At 61.0% G+C, this 18,260-nt stretch carries 18 protein-coding genes; 5 read left to right on the forward strand and 13 right to left on the reverse strand.

Going from position 1 to position 18,260, the window contains the following annotated elements; all coding sequences use genetic code 11:
• Positions 1-211: 211 nt before the first annotated feature.
• Positions 212-1,102: a formylglycine-generating enzyme family protein gene (locus HW556_RS09765; RefSeq protein WP_176899837.1), complete on the forward strand. Its 891-nt coding sequence runs from the start codon at positions 212-214 to the stop codon at positions 1,100-1,102.
• Between the two features lie 15 nt (positions 1,103-1,117).
• On the opposite strand, the gene HW556_RS09770 is transcribed toward HW556_RS09765, so the two are convergent.
• A complete protein-coding gene (locus HW556_RS09770; RefSeq protein WP_176899838.1) occupies positions 1,118-1,579 on the reverse strand; it encodes a peroxiredoxin in 462 nt (153 codons plus the stop codon).
• A 258-nt stretch (positions 1,580-1,837) separates the two neighbouring features.
• Here HW556_RS09770 and HW556_RS09775 point away from each other — a divergent pair, with 258 nt between their 5' ends.
• On the forward strand, positions 1,838-2,527 hold the full coding sequence (locus HW556_RS09775) for a glycosyltransferase family 2 protein (RefSeq protein WP_176899839.1): 690 nt from the start codon (positions 1,838-1,840) through the stop codon (positions 2,525-2,527).
• Between the two features lie 53 nt (positions 2,528-2,580).
• Positions 2,581-4,071: a cellulose synthase family protein gene (locus tag HW556_RS09780; protein ID WP_176899840.1), complete on the forward strand. Its 1,491-nt coding sequence runs from the start codon at positions 2,581-2,583 to the stop codon at positions 4,069-4,071.
• A gap of 41 nt (positions 4,072-4,112) precedes the next feature.
• Here the strand turns inward: HW556_RS09780 and HW556_RS09785 are convergent, their stop codons facing one another.
• From HW556_RS09785 to HW556_RS09795, 3 genes are read right to left on the reverse strand one after another with little or no spacing between them, the layout of a single operon-like run.
• Entirely contained in the window at positions 4,113-4,826 is a 714-nt protein-coding gene (locus tag HW556_RS09785) for a LytR/AlgR family response regulator transcription factor (protein ID WP_176899841.1), read from the reverse strand.
• Positions 4,823-5,887, reverse strand: a complete 1,065-nt coding sequence (locus HW556_RS09790; protein WP_176899842.1) for a sensor histidine kinase — start codon at positions 5,885-5,887, stop codon at positions 4,823-4,825. Before HW556_RS09790 ends, HW556_RS09785 begins: the two co-directional genes overlap by 4 nt.
• Positions 5,884-6,987: a DUF4932 domain-containing protein gene (locus HW556_RS09795; RefSeq protein ID WP_176899843.1), complete on the reverse strand. Its 1,104-nt coding sequence runs from the start codon at positions 6,985-6,987 to the stop codon at positions 5,884-5,886. The genes HW556_RS09790 and HW556_RS09795 overlap by 4 nt, the downstream gene beginning before the upstream one ends.
• 401 nt (positions 6,988-7,388) lie before the next feature.
• Here HW556_RS09795 and HW556_RS09800 point away from each other — a divergent pair, with 401 nt between their 5' ends.
• Positions 7,389-8,744, forward strand: a complete 1,356-nt coding sequence (locus tag HW556_RS09800; protein WP_176899844.1) for a hypothetical protein — start codon at positions 7,389-7,391, stop codon at positions 8,742-8,744.
• On the opposite strand, the gene HW556_RS09805 is transcribed toward HW556_RS09800, so the two are convergent.
• From HW556_RS09805 to HW556_RS09825, 5 genes are all read right to left on the reverse strand, one after another.
• Positions 8,741-9,364 (reverse strand): TIGR04282 family arsenosugar biosynthesis glycosyltransferase, encoded by a 624-nt coding sequence (locus HW556_RS09805; protein WP_176899845.1) that lies wholly within the window; start codon positions 9,362-9,364, stop codon positions 8,741-8,743. The genes HW556_RS09800 and HW556_RS09805 overlap by 4 nt on opposite strands.
• A gap of 99 nt (positions 9,365-9,463) precedes the next feature.
• Positions 9,464-10,054 carry a rhodanese-like domain-containing protein gene (locus HW556_RS09810; RefSeq protein WP_176899846.1) on the reverse strand — a complete coding sequence of 197 codons (591 nt, stop codon included), beginning with the start codon at positions 10,052-10,054 and terminating at the stop codon, positions 9,464-9,466.
• 149 nt (positions 10,055-10,203) lie between these two features.
• Positions 10,204-10,749 carry a heme NO-binding domain-containing protein gene (locus HW556_RS09815; RefSeq protein WP_176899847.1) on the reverse strand — a complete coding sequence of 182 codons (546 nt, stop codon included), beginning with the start codon at positions 10,747-10,749 and terminating at the stop codon, positions 10,204-10,206.
• Positions 10,750-10,884: 135 nt separating this feature from the next.
• Entirely contained in the window at positions 10,885-11,811 is a 927-nt protein-coding gene (locus tag HW556_RS09820; protein ID WP_176899848.1) for an anti-sigma factor, read from the reverse strand.
• Entirely contained in the window at positions 11,811-12,371 is a 561-nt protein-coding gene (locus HW556_RS09825; protein ID WP_317170506.1) for an RNA polymerase sigma factor, read from the reverse strand. The genes HW556_RS09820 and HW556_RS09825 overlap by 1 nt, the downstream gene beginning before the upstream one ends.
• A 324-nt stretch (positions 12,372-12,695) precedes the next feature.
• Between HW556_RS09825 and HW556_RS09830 the strand changes: the two genes are divergently transcribed.
• On the forward strand, positions 12,696-14,093 hold the full coding sequence (locus tag HW556_RS09830) for an NAD-dependent succinate-semialdehyde dehydrogenase (protein ID WP_176899850.1): 1,398 nt from the start codon (positions 12,696-12,698) through the stop codon (positions 14,091-14,093).
• 162 nt (positions 14,094-14,255) lie between these two features.
• On the opposite strand, the gene HW556_RS09835 is transcribed toward HW556_RS09830, so the two are convergent.
• From HW556_RS09835 to HW556_RS09850, 4 genes are all read right to left on the reverse strand, one after another.
• Positions 14,256-15,014, reverse strand: coding sequence for a YdcF family protein (locus HW556_RS09835; RefSeq protein ID WP_176899851.1), 759 nt, complete (start codon positions 15,012-15,014; stop codon positions 14,256-14,258).
• 11 nt (positions 15,015-15,025) lie between these two features.
• Positions 15,026-15,364, reverse strand: a complete 339-nt coding sequence (locus HW556_RS09840; RefSeq protein ID WP_176899852.1) for a thioredoxin family protein — start codon at positions 15,362-15,364, stop codon at positions 15,026-15,028.
• A 69-nt stretch (positions 15,365-15,433) separates the two neighbouring features.
• On the reverse strand, positions 15,434-16,735 hold the full coding sequence (locus HW556_RS09845; protein ID WP_176899853.1) for a sensor histidine kinase: 1,302 nt from the start codon (positions 16,733-16,735) through the stop codon (positions 15,434-15,436).
• 26 nt (positions 16,736-16,761) lie between these two features.
• Positions 16,762-18,234, reverse strand: a complete 1,473-nt coding sequence (locus HW556_RS09850; RefSeq protein ID WP_176899854.1) for a hypothetical protein — start codon at positions 18,232-18,234, stop codon at positions 16,762-16,764.
• Between the last annotated feature and the right edge of the window lie 26 nt (positions 18,235-18,260).

Consider the following 18,260-nt stretch of genomic DNA (forward strand, 5'->3'; position numbering starts at 1 on the left):
GTGGCTCGGCGCCTGTGCCAGCGTAAGGCCCAGTAGCGCACTTCCTGGTGGATATAGTCAGTACACGGGTCTACCTATCATAGGCGCCGTACTATCTTGGCCGAACGAGAATTTTCCTAACGTCCGCTGGGAAAAAATCGGTGTATTAATTGACACAGAAAAGCCGAAGCGGCCAGTTTATCAGGGATTTCACGATAATGAGGTCCTCCGTATGGAGCCTTGCGCTGTGCTCCCCGAGACGCCACTTGCTCGACTGGTCGATCAAACCCAAGCCATTACCGAACAAACGCTCCGGTTCCCCGCCAACCTTGTGCTACCCAACGTCAGCTACCGCCCCGATGAGGCCGAAATTTCCAACATGGAATGGCAGCAATTCATCCGCCGTTTGCAATCTGAAGGAGATTCCGCAATGGCGGCCCGCATGTGGCCTGAGCGAGCCGCGCTACCCGAGCCCAACTACTTCACTGCCCCTTTCTACTTCCTGTATCCGGTAGTCGGCGTCAGCTACGAGCAAGTACAGGCCTACTGCCGCTGGCGCGGCCAGCGCGTGACGGCTTCCTACAACCAAGGACAACCTGGCCGAATTAGCTTACCCCTCGACACGCTACATCCTGATTTCGTGCGTGTCGTTTACCGACTCCCCACGGAAGCCGAGTGGGAATACATGGCTACAGCTGGCACCAGCCAAACCTATTCTATGCCTTGCCTTGAACAACCTGCCCGTGTGAACCCGGCAGCAGCAGCGTACCTAAAACGGCGTTCTGGCACCCCCCAAACTGAGCAGCAGGTCAAGCAGGCCATTGTTGCTTTCAACAGCACTAAGACACCGTTACCAACCATTCGCTACCGCTGGACGAAACCAGATTTTCTTGTTCTCAATACCCCCGATTACGTGTATGGCCTCACGCCTACTCCTTTCGGCCTTTACCATCTAGCTGGTAACGTAGCCGAAATGGTGCAGGAGCGCGGCATTACGAAGGGCGGCAGCTACCTCGACCCACTCGAAGCCTGCACCATAACCTCCCGCGGCACTTACGCCGGCCCTGCCCCGAACGTAGGCTTTCGGTGCGTGAGCCAAGCTTCGTATCCAAACCGCAAGTAACTTAATGGCTTTACCTCAGCTTTTGGCCAGCTTAGCCAGCACCTCCTTGGTCTTACTCACGTGGTCGGCGGCGTTGCTCAGCGAGTTGAAGATGTACTGGATGATGCCCTCCTTATCGATGACAAATGTGACGCGGCCGGGCAGCAGGCCCAGCAGGGCGCGGGGCACCTCGTAGAGCTTGCGCACCTTGCCGTCGGTGTCAGCGAGCAACGGGAAGGGCAGGCGGTGCTTGTCGGCGAACTGCTGGTGCGAGGCTTCCGAGTCGGAGCTGACGCCGACTACTTCGGCCCCGAGGTCCTGGAAATCCTGGTATTCGTCGCGGAACGAGCAGGCCTGGGTGGTGCAGCCGGGCGTATTGTCGCGGGGGTAGAAATAAAGCACTACACTACGCTGGCCGCGCAAATCGCTCAGGCGGAAGGTGCTGCCGGTAGCGGTGGGTAGGGTGAAATCGGGGGCTTGGTCGCCAATCTGAAGCATGGGATGGGGGCGGCTTGGGGGCCGGTAGCAGGGCGCGGAGTTGCGCGGGTGCAGCCCAACAGTGGGCCGGCGCAAAAGTAGCCCCAAACCACCGATGCACTCCGCAGCCCGGCTTTCCTGCCGCAAGCCCGGCCGTAAGCCCAACAGAAGCCGGGGCATCTGTGCATCTTTGCACCGCTTTTGGTGCCGGCGGCAGTTAGCCAGCGCCGGCCAGCCCCCTCAACCGGGTCGGCCGCCCCCCTCCTCCCCGCTCCCCGCATGGTCATCGACGTTATCATTCCCGCCTTCAACGAGGAGCAGTCCATCGGCCGGGTACTGGCCGAAATTCCGGCCGGGCTGGTGCGCGAGGTTATCGTGGTGGATAACAACTCCAGCGACCAGACGGGGGCCGTGGCCGCCGCGGCCGGCGCCACTGTGCTGCGCGAGCCCCGCCCCGGCTACGGCCACGCCTGCCTGGCTGGTATGGCCCACTCCTTCGCCCACGCCGCCGTCGAACAGGCCGACATTATCGTGTTTCTCGACGGCGACTACTCCGATTATCCCGCCGACATGACGGTCCTGGTGCAGCCCATCATCCGCGGCGAGGCCGATATGGTGATTGGCTCGCGGGCGTTGGGCGAGCGGGAAAACGGCTCGATGATGCCCCAGCAGCTGTTCGGCAACTGGCTGGCCACTACCTTGCTGCGCTGGTTCTACGGCGCCCGGTTCACCGACCTTGGTCCGTTCCGGGCAATCCGGCGCGAGGCCTTGCAACGTATCGGCATGCAGGATACTACCTATGGCTGGACGGTGGAAATGCAACTCAAGGCCGCCAAGCTCGGGCTGCGCTCCGTGGAAGTGCCCGTGCGCTACCGCCGCCGCATTGGCGTGAGCAAGGTGTCGGGCACTGTGAGAGGTACGCTGGGCGCGGGCTACAAGATTCTGTGGACGATTTTTCGGTATTTGTGAGGGGGACGCGCCGCTTGTCATCCCATCACCTCCATCACCCGCTTACCACCTGAATGCTCGCTCTTCAAGTTCTATTAATAACGGTGTACGGCCTGTGCCTGCTGCTGCTGCTGGGGTTCAGCCTCACGCAGTGGCACCTGACGCGGCTGGCCCGCCGGATGTACGCCACGCCCCCGCTGCCCGCGCCGGCGTCTCCCACCGAGTGGCCCCTGCTAACGGTGCAGCTCCCGCTCTATAACGAGCCGTTTGTGGTCGAGCGCCTTATTGATGCCTGCGCCGCCCTTAACTACCCGGCCGGCCGCCTGCATGTGCAGGTGCTCGACGATTCGACCGACGAAACCGTGGACCTGGCTGCGGCCCGCGTGCAGTACCACGCCGCTCGGGGTCTGCACATCACCCACGAGCGGCGCACCGTGCGCACCGGCTACAAAGCCGGCGCCCTGGCCCACGGCCTGAGCTGCACCAAGGGCGAGTTGGTAGCTATTTTCGACGCCGACTTTCTGCCCGAGCCCAACTTTCTGCGCCAGACGGTACCGCACTTTTTCGGTCCCGACAGCGCCCGCACCGGCGTGGTGCAAACCCGCTGGGGTCACTTGAATGAAGACTATTCGCTGCTGACGGAATTGCAGGCCTTCGGGCTGAACGCGCACTTTTTTGTGGAGCAGGTGGGCCGGCAGGCGGGCAGGCACTTCCTGAACTTCAACGGCACAGGCGGCATCTGGCGGCGCGTCTGCATCGAGGATGCCGGCGGCTGGCACGCCGATACGCTCACCGAGGACCTCGACCTGAGCTACCGGGCCCAGCTGCGGGGCTGGCACTTCCACTACCTAACCCAGGTGGCGGCCCCCGCCGAACTGCCCATCACCATGGATGCGCTTAAGTCGCAGCAGTTTCGCTGGACCAAGGGCGCGGCGGAAGTGGCCCGCAAGCACCTGATGCAGGTGTGGCGCTCAAACCAGTCATTCGGCACCCGCCTGCACGCCACGTTTCACCTGCTCAACAGCGCCGTATTTGTGGCGATTTTACTGATGGCCGTACTAAGCGTGCCCCTGGTATTTGTGCGGGCGCTGGGCGCGGAACAGTTGCGGCCGGTGTTCCATTTGGCCGCGTTTTTTCTGGTGGCCCTATTTCCGCTCACATTCTATTTCCGCACGTCCTGGCGGCAGGCGGCCCGGCGGCGGCCGGCTCCGGCGGGCTTTGTGGGCCAGTTGCTGCTGTTTTTGGCGTTTTCGATGGGCCTTAGCCTGCACAACTCCCGGGCGGTACTGCTGGGGCTGATGGGCCAGCGCAGCGCCTTTATTCGTACGCCCAAGCTGGGCGCCGGGGCCAGCAAAGCGGCTGGCCCGAGCAGCTGGCGCGGCCGGCGTTACCGCACCAGCCGGCTGTTGGGCGGCCTCACGCTGCTTGAAGGCCTGCTAGCCGCCTACTTCCTGTTCGGCATCGGGGCTGGTATTTATCTGCAGGAATACGGCCTGCTGCCCACTCACCTACTACTGGCCACCGGCTACGGGCTGGTGTTCTACTATTCGCTTAAGCACGCCTGACAAAGGGTTGGGAGCGTGGGAAATACACGTCCAGAACCCAGCTACAGCCGACCATAGAATGCGGTTCGGTAGGTATCGCCCACTGGAATTACGGTGGGGTTACCGGCGGCCGACTGAATAAAAATTCGGCTCCGCTCCACGGTGTGCGTGTGGGCTAACGCAACAATAAACGACTTATGCACGCGCACAAACTCTGCGGCGGGTAGACTATCTTCCAAGCTATTAAGCGTTTGGCGGGCTATAACCTTCTCCGTCAGTGTATGGATAATTACGTAGTTCTGTAAGCCTTCCAGATAGAGTACCTCGGCCAGATCAATGCGCTGCATCCGGTGTTCGGTTTTGACGAAAAGGTAGGGACGGGGTGGTTCTGCCGGCTCTGGAACCGGAGCCGGGCGCAACCGCCGCTGCGCCTTCTGCACGGCCTGATAGAACCGCTCGAAAGGGATGGGTTTAAGCAGATAATCAATCACATCGTGTTCGAAACCGGCCAGCGCATACTCGGCGTAAGCGGTAGTCAGCACCACCTGCGCACGCCGGTCCAGGGCCTGCAGGAATTGTAGGCCCGTTAGCTGCGGCATCTGGATATCGAGAAATATCAGGTCGACGCGCCGCTCTCCCACCCAATTCAGGGCCTCTACCGGGTTCTGGCTGCTCCCGGCCAGCTGCAGAAAGGGCACCTTGGCCACGTAGTCGGTCAGGATGTCGAGCGCCAGCGGCTTGTCATCTACCAGCAGGCAATGAATTGGGTCGGTCATAAATCGAGGTGGAGCGTAACCTGAAAATCGGTGGGCGTATCGGCAATAGTCAGCGTATGCCGGGCCGGGTAGAGTAGCGCCAGCCGCCGCCGCACGTTGGCCAGCCCGATGCCGCCAACTTGGTCTTTCTGCTGCTCGTTTTTGGTGTTGCGCAGGCAGAAGTCCAGCGTTGTAGCGCTTAGATCGAGCTGAAGCGTAACCGGCTGAGTAGCGTCAGTTAGGACTCCGTGCTTGAACGCGTTTTCCACGAACGACACCAGCAGCATGGGCGCAATCAGTTGCCCATTCAGCGGCCCCCGGAGCTGATAATCCAGGTGCAGGTTGTCTTTCGTGCCGATGCGTTGCAGCTCCATCAACCCGTTCAGATAGTCCAGTTCGCGGCTCAGTAGCACTTGGTCGTGGTGGGCATCGTGCAGCATGTAGCGCAGCAGCTCCGACAGTTTCAGCAAGGCTCCCGGCGCGGCATCCGACTTCTGGTACACCAGCGCGTAAATATCGTTGATGGTGTTGAACAGGAAGTGCGGATTCAGTTGGGAGCGAAGAAACGTCAGCTCGGCCGTGGTGTGGGTTTGTTGGGTTTCGCGCCGCCGTCGCTCCGCCAGCAGGCTGTGCCGAATAACGGCGTACAGCAGCCCATACAGCACGTCGTCGAAATGAAACCGGACGCTGTTTTCAATGAACCACTGCGCCGTAAAATTCGTGTTCCGCTCGTAGTTATCGAAGCCGAGCAGCGGCTTGAACACGTAAAATTCCAGCCCGTACCGCAGCCCCGTAATGAGTAGCAAAGTCAGCAGTAACCCAGCCGCCGCCCGCCCGAAAGGCTGCCAGCCGAGCGTACTCGCCAGCAGCGGCCGGGCCACCAGCCACACGGGCAGGTAGAACGCCGCCGCCTTAATCAGCAGATAGCCCAGGTTTAGCAGCCAGTACGTTACCTCTGTCATTCCGGGCGGCATGGCGGCCGGCGCGTCGTACATCGCCACCACATCTTTTACCAGCAACAGTGCCCAGATGAGCAGGTGAACGGGCCATTCGGGCAAGGCACGCAGCCGGGCAGTACTCATTGATTGGTCGATTCGGCGGTAGGGTATTTCTGGGTCAAGTACGCCAGAATTTCGGGGAAGAACTGCTCAAAATCCGAGTAGGTGTGCTGGCCGCTGTACCGAGTCGCAAGCACATCGGCAATATCGCCGGCGTACTGGAAATCATCGACCACCTCCTGCGCGCCCTGTTTGCGGGCTTCTTTGGGCGACTGGTACTGCCGGAGCAGGGCAATAGTCACGCCGCGCACCAGGTTCTCATCAAAGCAGTGCGCCCAGTCGTGAATATTGTTGTGCTTCATGCCCGCGTCGGTTTTGTTGAACAGGTACGCCAGCTTGTTGACATCGACCTTATAGCGCTGCTGAATGGCTTTGGTATAGATATGACTCCCTTCGTGCCAGACGGTTATTACCGATTCGGAACCAAGGCTGAAGACGGGCACGCTGGCGGCGGCTGATTCGCGGTCGAGAAACCCCACGTTGTACACAATCCGGTTGGCATAGCGTGGATTGAGGGTTTTGGGCATAATGGCGTGCGCCCCCCAACTGTTGAGCGGGTCGAGGCAGATAGTCCACTCGGGAGCCTTAGTCCGGAAGCGGTACAGCGAGTCGAGCTTGCCAATGAGGTTTTCGCTGACGATCCGGGCCCGTACGGGTTGGGCCCAGGCGACGTAATCGGCCTGGTGCTGCTGGTAAAAGGTCCAGAAGTTGCTGTCGTCGAAAAACTGCTTACAGAGCCGCATATACGTCTGTATCGAATCCTTACCGTTTAGGGTGTACCAATCGGTTTGCGCCGGATAATGAATGCGCACGGCCGGAAAATTATCGAGGCAGTACCCCAGTTCGGGCAGGTCGGGGTACACGCCCTTCAGCTGCCGGGCATACTGCACCGCCGGATGGTTGGCAAAAGGGGTGAAGTAAGCCTCGGCTTCTTTGGCATAAGCCGATTTGTTTGGCATTGGGTACTTGCCGGCCAGCATCTGCACCACCGTGAACAGCTCAATTCCGGGATGAACTATCACCGTAAGTTGGTCGGCCGGGGGCTGAGCAGCCGTAGTGCGGGGCTGGGCAACAAGGATGCTGCCGGATAAGAGGACAAGCAAAAACGTGAATAGGGTTTTCATAACGGGGCGCTTGGTAGTTGAGTGGTCTGAGGTGCGTCAGTTGACAGGTTGATGCCTCAAAAGAAGCGGCCGTCCTGTACTCGCCAGACCCGGATTGACCAACCGCCCTTTTTCGTTGACCAACGCCCTGTTCGCGGGCCGCCTTACTTACTGCGCCAGCAGAAATCTAAGGTCACCATCACTGCTATCAAATCCTAGAGAAAGTAGCCGGATATTGACCGCGTTTCATCTGCGGCGCCTAGAGCGAAACGCTCCTCCAATTAGCGCGCGCAGGTTAGCCAGCGCAACAGGCCCTGGCAGTTCACGCAGAAGCGGCCGGCTTGCATACGTGCTAAGAAACGAAACGCGATTTTTGCACCAGCCCCTCAATCAAGTTGATAGTGGCGCTACCTCACTTCCGAATGCCTCTCCGAATGAAGCCCGCTCACCTCGTCGCTTTGCTGGTCAACGCCGCCGCCTACGAGCTGCTGGCCTACGCCGTGCCCCGGCCGGCGTTTGGGCTGCTGGCGGTGCTAATGGCACTGGCCTTCGGGCTGTACTGGTGGCTGCTGAAAACAGGCCTGCCGTTGCGCCAGGGGCTGCTGGCAGCGCTGATGCTGCGCCTGCTGTGGCTGCCGGCCCTGCCGGCCCTCTCCGACGATTACCACCGTTTCCGCTGGGACGGCCTGCTGCTGAGTGAGGGCCACAACCCCTACCGCTACCGCCCCGACGAGTTGGCCGACCCCGATGCATCATCAGAAACAAACAACCAAGAGCTAACAACTATCTACCCCCGGCTTAACTCGCCCCACTACTACTCAGTGTATCCCCCAGTCGACCAGGCGGTGTTCGCGCTGGCGGCGTGGGTGGCTCCGGCGTCGGAGCGCGGCTTTGTGGTGGCGTTGCGGGTGCTGCTGCTGCTGGCCGAAGCGGCTACGGCCGGGCTGCTGCTGGCATTATTGCGGCAGTTCAGGCAGCCTCCCGAGCGGGCACTATGGTACCTGCTGAACCCGCTGGTTATCGTCGAGCTGACCGGCAACCTGCACTTTGAGGGGCTGGTGGGCTGCTTTTTACTTTTGATGCTCTGGCTGCTGGCGCGGGGACGGGCGGCGGGTGGCGGGGCACTGGCGCTGGCCGTAGCCACCAAACTGCTGCCACTGCTGGTGCTGCCACTGCTACTGCGCCGCCTGGCGTGGCCGCAACTGGTGCGCTTCGGGCTGGCGCTGGTGGCAGTACTGGCGGCGCTGTTCGGGCCGTTTTTGAGTCTAGAGCTGGTGGAGAATATCGGCCGCAGCCTCAATCTGTACTTCCGCTCGTTCGAGTTCAATGCCAGTGTGTACTACCTAGTGCGGGCCGCTGGGAAATGGCTGACGGGCTACAACCAGATTGCCCTGCTGGGGCCGGCGCTGGCATTGATGACGGCCGTGGGCGGGCTACTGCTGGCCGCCACCGAGCGACGTCCTACCTGGGCCACGCTGCCGCGGGCGCTACTGCTGCTGCTCACGCTCTATTTTCTACTGGCCACCACCGTGCACCCCTGGTACCTCGCGCCACTGGTGATGCTGAGTTGTTTCACGCGGGCCCGCTATGCGCTGGTGTGGTCGGGTATGGCCGTGCTGTCGTACGCCGCCTACCGCACCACGGCCTACACTGAAAACCTGTGGCTGGTGACGCTAGAGTACACCGTTGTACTGGCCGTACTCCTGCTCGACTTCCGCCAAGGCCGGCTCAGCGGGCCGCACCCCGAAGTTCAGCTTAGTTCACCGCAGGACGCTTAAGCGCGGGGTAGCGCAGGGCCAGTGGCCGAAGCCGGGTTTTGCTGCCAGGCGCGCAGGTCATCCACAGTGTCAAGGTCCTGCAATTCGGGCAATAGATGTACCTGCAGGCCCAGCCGGGCGGCATCGGCCAGCGTATCGGCCAGTACGGAGGCCGTACTCCAGGCTTTCCCAGTAAAGAACAAGGGGTGCAACCGTTTCATGCCCAGCAGATAATAGCCACCGTCGGCAGCTGGCCCCAGCACCACATCGTGCGTACGCAGGGCCGCGAAGGCGGCTGTTAGATGTCCGGTCGTCAGGCCCGGGCAGTCGGTACCGATAATTACGGCTGCCTCAACGGGGCGGGTGAAATCGTAAGCAAAAGCGGCCTGCATCTTCTGGCCCAGGTCGCCGGCTGGCTGGGGCCGCTGCTCGAAGCCCGCCCATTCGGCGGCGGTGGCCGAAGCATTGTCACCTACCAGCCAAGCCGTTTTATGTACGGCCAGCGGGGCCACTACCGCCCGCGTGTGGGCGAGTAGCGCCCGGTAGGCTGCCAGAGCGGCTTCGTTGCCGATGCCGGCCGCCAGCCGGGTTTTCACACGACCTAATTCGGGATGCCGGGCAAAGATGATGAGCGAATGCAAATAGCGAAGGGCTAAGTTGAAGAGTCTGCTGAGCCATCAGCTCGGCCGTAAATGTAGGCGAACGAGCGTTAAACTCACTATTCAACTCTCCTGCTCTTATTATTTTGCCTCGTATACCGGGTTACCGGTTTTCAGCCAAGGGCGCCAGAGTACTGAGTACGGGTGTACGTCGGTGGTGGGTCCTTGAGCATTTACAATGGCGTGGCCGTCGTTCATCCACTGGAAAATACCGCCGTACAGGTTGCGCACGTCGCGGAAGCCCTGTTCGCGCAGCCAGCTGCCCACCTGCTCGCTACGGGCCCCCACGGTGCAGTACACCACCACGGGCCGGGTACGGGCCACATCCTTCAGGTCCAGCTTGCGGAAGTTGTCGTAATCCACGAAGCGCGCCCCGCGCAGGTGGCTGACCTGATACTCGGCCGGGGTGCGAGTATCGAGCAGCAGCACATTGCCACGGCCACTTGCCGGCTCCTCGCGCAGCAGCGTGGCCAAGGCCTTGGGCTGAATTGTGGGCACGGTGTTTTTGTAAAGCAGGCCCAGCATCCGGTCGTAAGCCGTCATGGTGCGGTCGGGGATGGCGGGGCGCTGCTGGCCGCAGGCGCTGGTGCCGGCCAGTAGCACCAGCAGCCCAAGCGCCGGCAGCCGGCGGCCCCAGAGCAGTTTTTCAATCAGTAAAATAAGTCGTTTCATCAGGATGCAGTAGGTGCTGGATAGCCAATGGCCAGTAGCAGAACAGGCGGCCGGGGCCGGACAGTTCACTTCCCAACTCCGGCTGCTCGCCCGGGCGTTAGGTGGTGACTTCGCCGCAGCTGGAACCGACACCGGCCGGGTCCGCACCCTCAGGCAGCACGGCGGCGCACCCAAATGCGCACGTGTTCCCCGTTTTCGCTGGTCGTTGGCTCCACTTCTATGCGGTCGGCTTCGTTGTAGTAGCTCGCTAAGCCGCGCACCATGCCCACGGCCAGCGCCCCCATCCGCCGCGCCGAAACGTAGTCGATAAACAGCTCGTCGGCCGACAAGCGGGTGACGCTGAGCACGGGCGGGTTGTTTTCGGCGTGCTCGGCCCGCACCTGCCGGTGCATGGTGCTTTCGGTGTGCTCCAGCATGTCGAGCGTCGTCCAGTTGGGGTCGAGCAGCTTCTGGTACATATACATCAGATCGGGCACCAGATACTCGCCGAACTTCTCGTGCAGCTCGTCGGCCGAGAGGCCGGTCATGGTCGCGGCCTCCCCGATGAGGCGGTACATATGCTCGTCGGGATACACGCTTTTGTGGTCGAAATCGGCCGACGACAGGTTGGCGGCCTCCAGCAGCCGCACCCAGCTACTGTGGTCGTACTGCGTCTGAACGTACCGCTTAAGCAGCGTAAAAATGGTACCGTGCAAGGCAAAAACAGCTTAATGAGGAAATAGAAAAGGCCGAAGCTGCTTCACAGCGTCTGATTACTGACAAGTAACAAACAAACTGCGAAAATCAGCTTCGGCCTTCTTTTTCTTCTATTGGGCTTATAGAAGATCTAATCAGATATTGCCAATCACCGTGAGCGTGCTCATGGTGGGGGCAGGCTTGCCACCGATGTCTTCCACCGTCATGGCGAAGGCCTGGGCGCTGGCAATATTCTTCATCTGCTGGATGCTGTCGCCGGTGGCCGTAGCCGTGTCCAGCATGCCGGCATCCACTGGCTGGCCATTGTCGAGGGCCCACAACTGATACTGCTTTCCTTCGGGCAGCTCGGGCAGGTTGCGCACATCTACATACACAGCCTTGGTGGTGGCATTGTAGTACACGCGAGCTAATGCTTCGGGCGCTTTTGGCGTACCCTTGAGCTCAACGCTCCGGAAAGCCTGGTTACGCAGAATGGCCAGTTGCTGGTCGCGCTCATTTAAGGCCGCCTGCTGGGTCGCGGCGTAGCGCGACTGCTCGGCCTGCGCCAGCTCCAGCGAGCTTTCAGTTTGCCGAAGCCGGTTGTAGAGCAGATAGTTACCCAATCCACTGATCAGCAGCAGGGCAATGGAAGCCGCAACCAGCCAACGGGTGCGCCCCGCACTGGCGGCGGCAGGCATCTGCCGTATTACGGCACCTCCTTCGGCGTCGGCAGACACCGCGGTGGCCGTTGCCGGCTCGGCGGGCGCTACTGCCATACGTGGCGTGGGGGCTTGCGCCGCCATAACCGGTGCCGCTGGTGGCGCGGTCGGACTAGTTGTATCAGTTTCGCGAATGGAATCTTCCCAGGCCTGCAGAACCCGTTCGCGCATGGCGCTGGACGGGGCTACGGCATGCGCCGCGGCGTAGGAGTTGAGGGCGTTGGTGATGGCCACCAACTCGCGTGCTACGGCCGGCTCCTGCTGGGCCACGCGCTCAACTCCGGCGCGTTCATCGGCGCTGAGTACGCCCAAGGCGTATTCTTCGAGGATGCCCGATTCGATGTATTGCTGCATGTCCATCATTACCGGACTAATTTAGAGAGTACTTTGATGGCCGCCCGGGCACGTGTTTTCACCGTTCCCAGGGGCAGGTTGAGTTCTTCTGCCACTTCGCTTTGCGTAAATCCGCCGAAATAAAGCAGATCCACAATCTGGCGCTGATCTGGGTTCAGCTGCCTCGTCATCTCCTGCAAGCCAATGTGTTCGGGCCGGAATGTTGTATCGGCGGCCAGACGCATAGCCGCGGAGCTATCCTCCAGCGGTTGCGTGCGACTACCTACGCGGTACTGCTTGGAGCGGATTTTATCGATAGCCAGATTCCGGCTCACATTCATCACCCAAGTAAATAAACGGCCCTTGCTGGCGTCGTAGGAGGCGAAAGAGTGCCATATTTTTACCATCGCCTCCTGCAGCACGTCTTCGGCGGTTTCTTCTTTCTTGACAATGCGCAGAATAACGCCGTAAAGGGCGGCCGCGTATTTATCGTAGAAGATGGTCATGGCCCCTTCGTCACGGTCGCGCAGACGTTGCACGAGCATCAGTTCGGTTTCCAGGGCAACAGTATCGGGGGAGGATGCAGACACAAGCAGCAACTAAGGGAGATAGAAAGGCGTAGCACAGCCTATCTGGCGGATAAAGCGAAAGTACGGTATAAACCGTTACCTCAACAGGCAGCAGGCGCAAAAAGCACTATACCGATACCGGTTAGATTTGTTTTGAGGGTAGTACGCCTGGGCCGCCAACGAATTTCTCGGGCCACCTGGGCCGTTGCGGCCATAGGGCCGCAACCAATATACAGCAATAACAACATAGAATACAACACCTTACGCAGCCCAATTCCTCACCTGCCGACTGGTGCGTTTTGCGGCAGCCAGCCTTTCTCAACTCCCCCCTACTGTTCTGCTTTCATGCCTATAGAATCTGTAAATCCCTACACCGGCCGCACCGAGCGGACGTTCGACGCCTTCAGCTGGGCCGAAACCGAGCGTATCCTGGCTGAAGCGCACACGGCCTTTGCCGCCTGGCGCACCACCGACTTCGCTCACCGGAGCAAGCTGATGCGCCGCGCCGCCGAGCTGCTGCGCGAGCGGGCCGACGAGCTGGCCCGCCTCATGGCCGTGGAAATGGGCAAGCCCCTGGCCGACGGCCGCGCCGAAGCCAACAAGTGTGCCCTGTGCTGCGACTTCTACGCCGACCGGGCTGCCGAATTTCTGGCTGACGAGTTAATTGAAACAGAGGCGCAGCGCAGCTTTATTGCCTATGAGCCGCTGGGCGCGGTGCTGGCCGTGATGCCCTGGAACTTCCCGTTCTGGCAGGTGGTGCGTTTTGCCGCCCCGGCCCTTATGGCTGGTAATGTAGGCCTGCTCAAGCATGCGTCCAATGTGCCGCAGTGCGCGCTGGCCCTCGAAAAAATCTTCCATGATGCGGGCTTCCCGCCCGCCACTTTCCGCACGCTGCTCATCGGCTCCGACTTGGTGGAAAAGCTGATTGCCGACGACCGGGTGGTAGCCGTAACGCTGACCGGCTCTGAACCAGCCGGCGCGGCCGTGGCCGCCACCGCGGGCCACTACATCAAGAAAACCGTGCTGGAGCTGGGTGGCTCCGACGCCTTTATCGTGTTGGCCGATGCCGACCTGCCGCTGGCTGCTAAAACCGCTGCCCAGGCCCGCATGATAAACTCCGGCCAGAGCTGCATTGCCGCCAAGCGCTTCATCATCGAGAAGCCGGTTATCAAGGAGTTCATCGCGCAGCTAAAAGAGCACCTGCAGGCCCTGCGCTACGGCGACCCACTGGCCGAAGGCACCGACTACGGCCCCCTGGCCCGCCCCGACCTGGCCGACGAACTTACTGAACAGGTAGAGGATTCGGTGAAGCAGGGCGCGAAAATTGAGCTGAAAGGCGGACAACCCGATTCCGGCAGCGCCCAGTTCGCACCCGTTATCCTGAGCAATGTGCAGCCCGGCCAGCGTGCCTACACCGAGGAGTTCTTTGGCCCCGTGGCTCTGGTGCTCGAAGCCCAAGACGCCGACGATGCCATCCGGCTGGCCAACGACTCGCGCTTTGGCTTGGGCGGCTCCGTCTGGACCCGCGACGTGAAGCGCGGCGAGCAGCTGGCCCGCCAGGTGCAGGCCGGGACCGTGTTCGTGAACAGCCTCGTGAAGTCAGCCCCCGAAGTACCTTTCGGCGGCATCAAAAAATCGGGCTACGGCCGCGAATTATCGCACCTGGGCATCCGCGAATTCGTTAACCAGAAGACTATTTGGGTGGCACAGGAGGAAAAAGCAGAGGAGAAGAAAGTGGAGTAGGTAAAGTAACGTACGCCTCATAAACTGTCATACTGAGCGCCGCCGAAGCATCTCTACTACAATAGTAATCCTGACGTTGGGTTAGCATTGCGGTAGAGATGCTTCGGCGGCGCTCAGCATGACGCGTTCTATGTCAGCACGTTCACACATTCCCCTGTTCACTCACAAATACCCCAGCACTTTATACACCACGTAGCCGGCCATTTCGTGCAGGAGCACACCCCATAGGCGCAGGGGCTCTTCGGAAGGCAACAGCAGCGAGGCGGGCGTATAGCGCCGGTCGACGGAATAGTAGGCAGCCGGGAAGAGTGTCGGTTGCAGGCCAACTTTGGCGAAGCAACCGGCCGCCCGGCGCATGTGGAAAGCCGAAGTAATAAGCACCGTGCGCTTTATTGCGGGATGCTGTGCCAGCAATTCCTTCGTGAATAAGGCATTTTCGTGGGTGTTGCGGCTGCGGGTTTCCAGCAGAATAGCCTGGCGCGGCACGCCGGCCAGGCGCAGCAGAATCTGGAGGTCGGCGGCCTCGGTGCGGGCTACCGAATCGAAGGCCGCACCCGAGCCGCCTGAGATGATGATGCGGCGGATGCGGCCGGCCCGGTAAAGCCAGAGCGTGTGCAGCAGCCGGTCGGCGCCCGCGCCCAGGTACACCCGGTCGTGGGGCGACTTATGCACGTCGGTAATGCCCGTGAGTAGGATGCCGGCATCATAGCCAGTGCCCAGTTGTTGGAGCGTTACCGGTGGCCGCTCCCAGGCCAGCAGCGCCTCATTGGCCAGAAACGAATTGGTGAAAAACAGTAGCAGCGCCGTAGCGGCCCACAGCAACCGGCGGCGGCGCCACAGCAAACCCGCCAGCAACAGCCCTACTATCCAGAGGGCCGGCGAAAGCAGGAAATCGAGAAGTTTGGAGAGGAGGAAAAACATACGCTTCGCCCCTACTCGGGGGTGTCAACGCAGACTTGCAGCTCTTGCAACATGGCTTTCACTTGCTCCTCGGTGAAAAGCGTGTCGCACTCGGAGAGCTTACCACGGCAATACGCCACAAAAAACGGCGCTACGCGAGTATCCATCAGCTTGCGGGCCACCGGATTCTCACTCACATCGAGGCGCAAAAACAACGTATCCTGGTACTGTTCTTCGAGCGCAAATTTACTGAACGGCGGAGCCAGCTGGTCGCATATAAGGCAGTCGTCGGCCGTAAACATGGCCAGCACCCGCGGGTGATCATGAATAAGCGTGCGCAGTCCTTCGTCGTTCGTGTCAGTTACCATCATTCGGTAAAGGTAACACGGTAGCGGGGTGAAGAGGTGAACGTCATTCAAAGAATGCTGCTCTCACGCATCTCATAAAAACCAAATAGTAAATGCCGTGCGGCCATTTGCGCCGGTTTCCAGGCTGAAGCGGAAGCCGTGCTGGAGCAGGATGTCGCGGGTGAGCAGCAGGCCGATGCCCTGGCCGTCGCGCTTGGTGCTGAAGAAGGGCGTGAACAGGCGGCGCTGCACTTCGGGGCTCAAGCCGGGGCCGTCGTTTTCGATGACGAGCCGAGGCGGCTGCAACTGCGTGCTCACCCACACGTTGCCATTTTCGGGGCAGGCTTCGAGGGCATTTTTGCCGATGTTGAGCAACACCTGCTCCAGCTGCTGGGCATCTAAATTCACCATGAAAGGCCCCTCGGCTAGGCCAGTGTGCCAGCTGATGCGGCGGGCCTGGGCTGGCAGGTGCAACAGCCGAGCCAAGTGGCGCAACAGCTCGTGTACATCGGTGGGCTGGGGGCGCGGGGGCGGCAGGCGCACGAGGTGGGCGAAACCGGCCGTGAACTCGACCAGGTTGGTGTTGCGCTGAATGGCGACATCGAGCGCCTCGCGGAAATCGGGCTGGTCGGCGGCTGTAAGCTGGGGCGCGTAGTGATGGAAGCTGTGCAGCAGTGAGTTGATGGCCCCGATGGAGTTGTTGACCTCATGCGACATCATGCGGATGAGCTGCTCGTAGGCTTGTTTTTCCTGCTGCATTAGCTCGCGGGTCAGCTCTTCGAGCACAATAAACTGCCGCGAGAAACCCCTATCCAGGAAGTGCGAGCAGCTGGCGCGGTAGGTGTGCAGGCCCGATAGGCGCACCACTTGGGGCTCGGTTTCGCGCAGGCGGCCCAGCGCCGCGCCCCACTCGCCGGGCAGCGCAGCGGGGCGCTGGCCCAGCAGCTCGGCGGCGGGCCGGCCCAGCAGCCGCTCGGCCGCCGGGTTCACGCCCACCATCTCGCCCTCAAACGAAAGCAGCAGCACCCCCGCCGGCGAGGCTTCAATCAGGCTTTCGAGCAGGTGGCTTTTTTCGTGCTGGCTCACCCGCTCGCGGCGCAATGCGTCCAGCATCTGGTTGTACACGGCTATTAGCTGGTCCATCTCGCGCTGGCCCACGGGCACGAATTTGAGCGAGAAATCCTGGGCCTGCATGGCCGCCGTACCGGCCGCAATCAGCTCGAATGGCCGCACGAAGCCCCGGTACAGCTGCACCGTGAGCACTACGCTGACGAGCAGCAGCCCCTCCAGGCCGACAAACAGCGGCGCGTTGGTGCGCATGAACTGGGCCGCCAGCACAATCAGTACCGTGTGAATGAGAACAACGAACAGCAGGAATTTCAGACGTAGAGACATGGGCAGAAGCGGAGGCTACCAAGCAGTTATTTCAGCAGCAACAGCGGCCGTTTCGCATCCAGGTGCCCCTGTTGCTTTAGTAGTTCGGCCACGGCACTCAGCTGCTTTTCATCGTGCGTATTCACGAGAATAACCGGGCCATTCGGACCCATAGTACTCAGCACAAAATTCTGCTCCGGCCGCAGACGTACCGCCTGCAGCGCCGGCAGTTGTTGGCGCAGGTACTTGAGCGTGGCCTTATTTTCCCGCGTTACGATAATGAGGGGGAGGCATTCGCCGCTTTGGGCAATTTCTACGCCTTTAGATGAGGCCAGAATTGGGGTCAGGGTACGGGTGTAATTGCTCCTGAACTGGTCGCGAAATGCTAAAACGGCGGCGTTGTAATCCGCGGTATTGGTCCAGTAAAGCACGTTGCGAAACAGGTTGACGTATTCGGTTGCCGCCCGCGGAAAAACCTGATCAAACGTGCTGATGGCCTGACGCACGAAGAGGCTGTCGATGGGCTGGCCGCGCTCCACGTAGCCCGTCATCAGCGGATAAAGGGCGTGGGCGTAGCGGTTGATATAGTCGTCGTGGTACCATTCGCCGGTTTCGGGCTGGCCGGTTTGCTGGGCATAAATCCACTCGCCGGCTACCGTGGCCAGCGCTTCCTCCATCAGGTTATAGGCGTAGCGGCGGTTGGGCGATGCACTCCCCAAGTACCAGCGCTCCAGTTGCTGCTGCAAGCCCCGCTGCTGTTGCGCCGAGAGCGAGTGGCTCATTTCGTGAAACACGACGGCCGAGCCCCCCACAAAGTCGCGCGAAGTCGGGTGGCAGTCGAGCAGCACCACATTACCGCTCACCCAGGCGTGGTTGGTGAAGTCCTTGCCAGCATCTAATTGAGGATTGAGTTGAATGCGGTAAGGCAGGGCATCGGGCCACACGCTACCATAGAAAGTGCGGAGCTGGCCAAACTTGCGCATCAGCTGCTGCTGGCCTAAGTACTGCGCATAAACAGTGCGCAACTGCCGTAGCTCGGCGGCGTGGGGCTGCCAGGCCAATGTATCGAAAGTGGGCAGGAAGTAACGGTACACGCTATCGAGGCTCACCAGCACTTCGTTGGGCAGCAGGCCTACGGTGCGGCGCTGCAAATCGGCCAGATCCTGGGCGTCGGCGCTGGCGGCCAGGTAGGCCGGCATGGTGGAGCCCACGCTGCCCAGCCAGCCCGTTGGGTAGCCCTCCCGGTCGAAGCTGGGCTCGTAGTCGAGGCTTTGGTAGCGGCGCAGCCAGCGGCGGGCAGCGGGCGTATTAAACCGGCTTTTCTCAAAAGCCCGCCGGGAGCCCGCATGTCCACCGCTGCCTCCCGCCAGCGTCTCCACGAACCGCACCAGGCTATGCACCTGGCTAACTTCGACGCTAACGGCCGGGCCGGAGCCGGAAACAGCCGGGCCAACGGCGGGGGCCTGCGCCCAGGCAGACCCGGCCACGAGCAGGCACCAGAGAAACTGCAGGCACTTCATGGGGCTAAGAAATAATGGGAGTTGGT

It is taken from the genome of Hymenobacter terrestris, assembly GCF_013377905.1.
In the GTDB taxonomy this organism is placed as follows: Bacteria; Bacteroidota; Bacteroidia; order Cytophagales; family Hymenobacteraceae; genus Hymenobacter; species Hymenobacter terrestris.

Coding starts and splice junctions, on each gene's coding strand:
- HW556_RS09765 (WP_176899837.1), top strand. CDS start 212: ATGGAGCCTTGCGCTGTGCTCCCCGAGACGCCACTTGCTCGACTGGTC.
- HW556_RS09770 (WP_176899838.1), bottom strand. CDS start 1,579: ATGCTTCAGATTGGCGACCAAGCCCCCGATTTCACCCTACCCACCGCT.
- HW556_RS09775 (WP_176899839.1), top strand. CDS start 1,838: ATGGTCATCGACGTTATCATTCCCGCCTTCAACGAGGAGCAGTCCATC.
- HW556_RS09780 (WP_176899840.1), top strand. CDS start 2,581: ATGCTCGCTCTTCAAGTTCTATTAATAACGGTGTACGGCCTGTGCCTG.
- HW556_RS09785 (WP_176899841.1), bottom strand. CDS start 4,826: ATGACCGACCCAATTCATTGCCTGCTGGTAGATGACAAGCCGCTGGCG.
- HW556_RS09790 (WP_176899842.1), bottom strand. CDS start 5,887: ATGAGTACTGCCCGGCTGCGTGCCTTGCCCGAATGGCCCGTTCACCTG.
- HW556_RS09795 (WP_176899843.1), bottom strand. CDS start 6,987: ATGAAAACCCTATTCACGTTTTTGCTTGTCCTCTTATCCGGCAGCATC.
- HW556_RS09800 (WP_176899844.1), top strand. CDS start 7,389: ATGCCTCTCCGAATGAAGCCCGCTCACCTCGTCGCTTTGCTGGTCAAC.
- HW556_RS09810 (WP_176899846.1), bottom strand. CDS start 10,054: ATGAAACGACTTATTTTACTGATTGAAAAACTGCTCTGGGGCCGCCGG.
- HW556_RS09820 (WP_176899848.1), bottom strand. CDS start 11,811: ATGATGGACATGCAGCAATACATCGAATCGGGCATCCTCGAAGAATAC.
- HW556_RS09830 (WP_176899850.1), top strand. CDS start 12,696: ATGCCTATAGAATCTGTAAATCCCTACACCGGCCGCACCGAGCGGACG.
- HW556_RS09835 (WP_176899851.1), bottom strand. CDS start 15,014: ATGTTTTTCCTCCTCTCCAAACTTCTCGATTTCCTGCTTTCGCCGGCC.
- HW556_RS09840 (WP_176899852.1), bottom strand. CDS start 15,364: ATGATGGTAACTGACACGAACGACGAAGGACTGCGCACGCTTATTCAT.
- HW556_RS09845 (WP_176899853.1), bottom strand. CDS start 16,735: ATGTCTCTACGTCTGAAATTCCTGCTGTTCGTTGTTCTCATTCACACG.
- HW556_RS09850 (WP_176899854.1), bottom strand. CDS start 18,234: ATGAAGTGCCTGCAGTTTCTCTGGTGCCTGCTCGTGGCCGGGTCTGCC.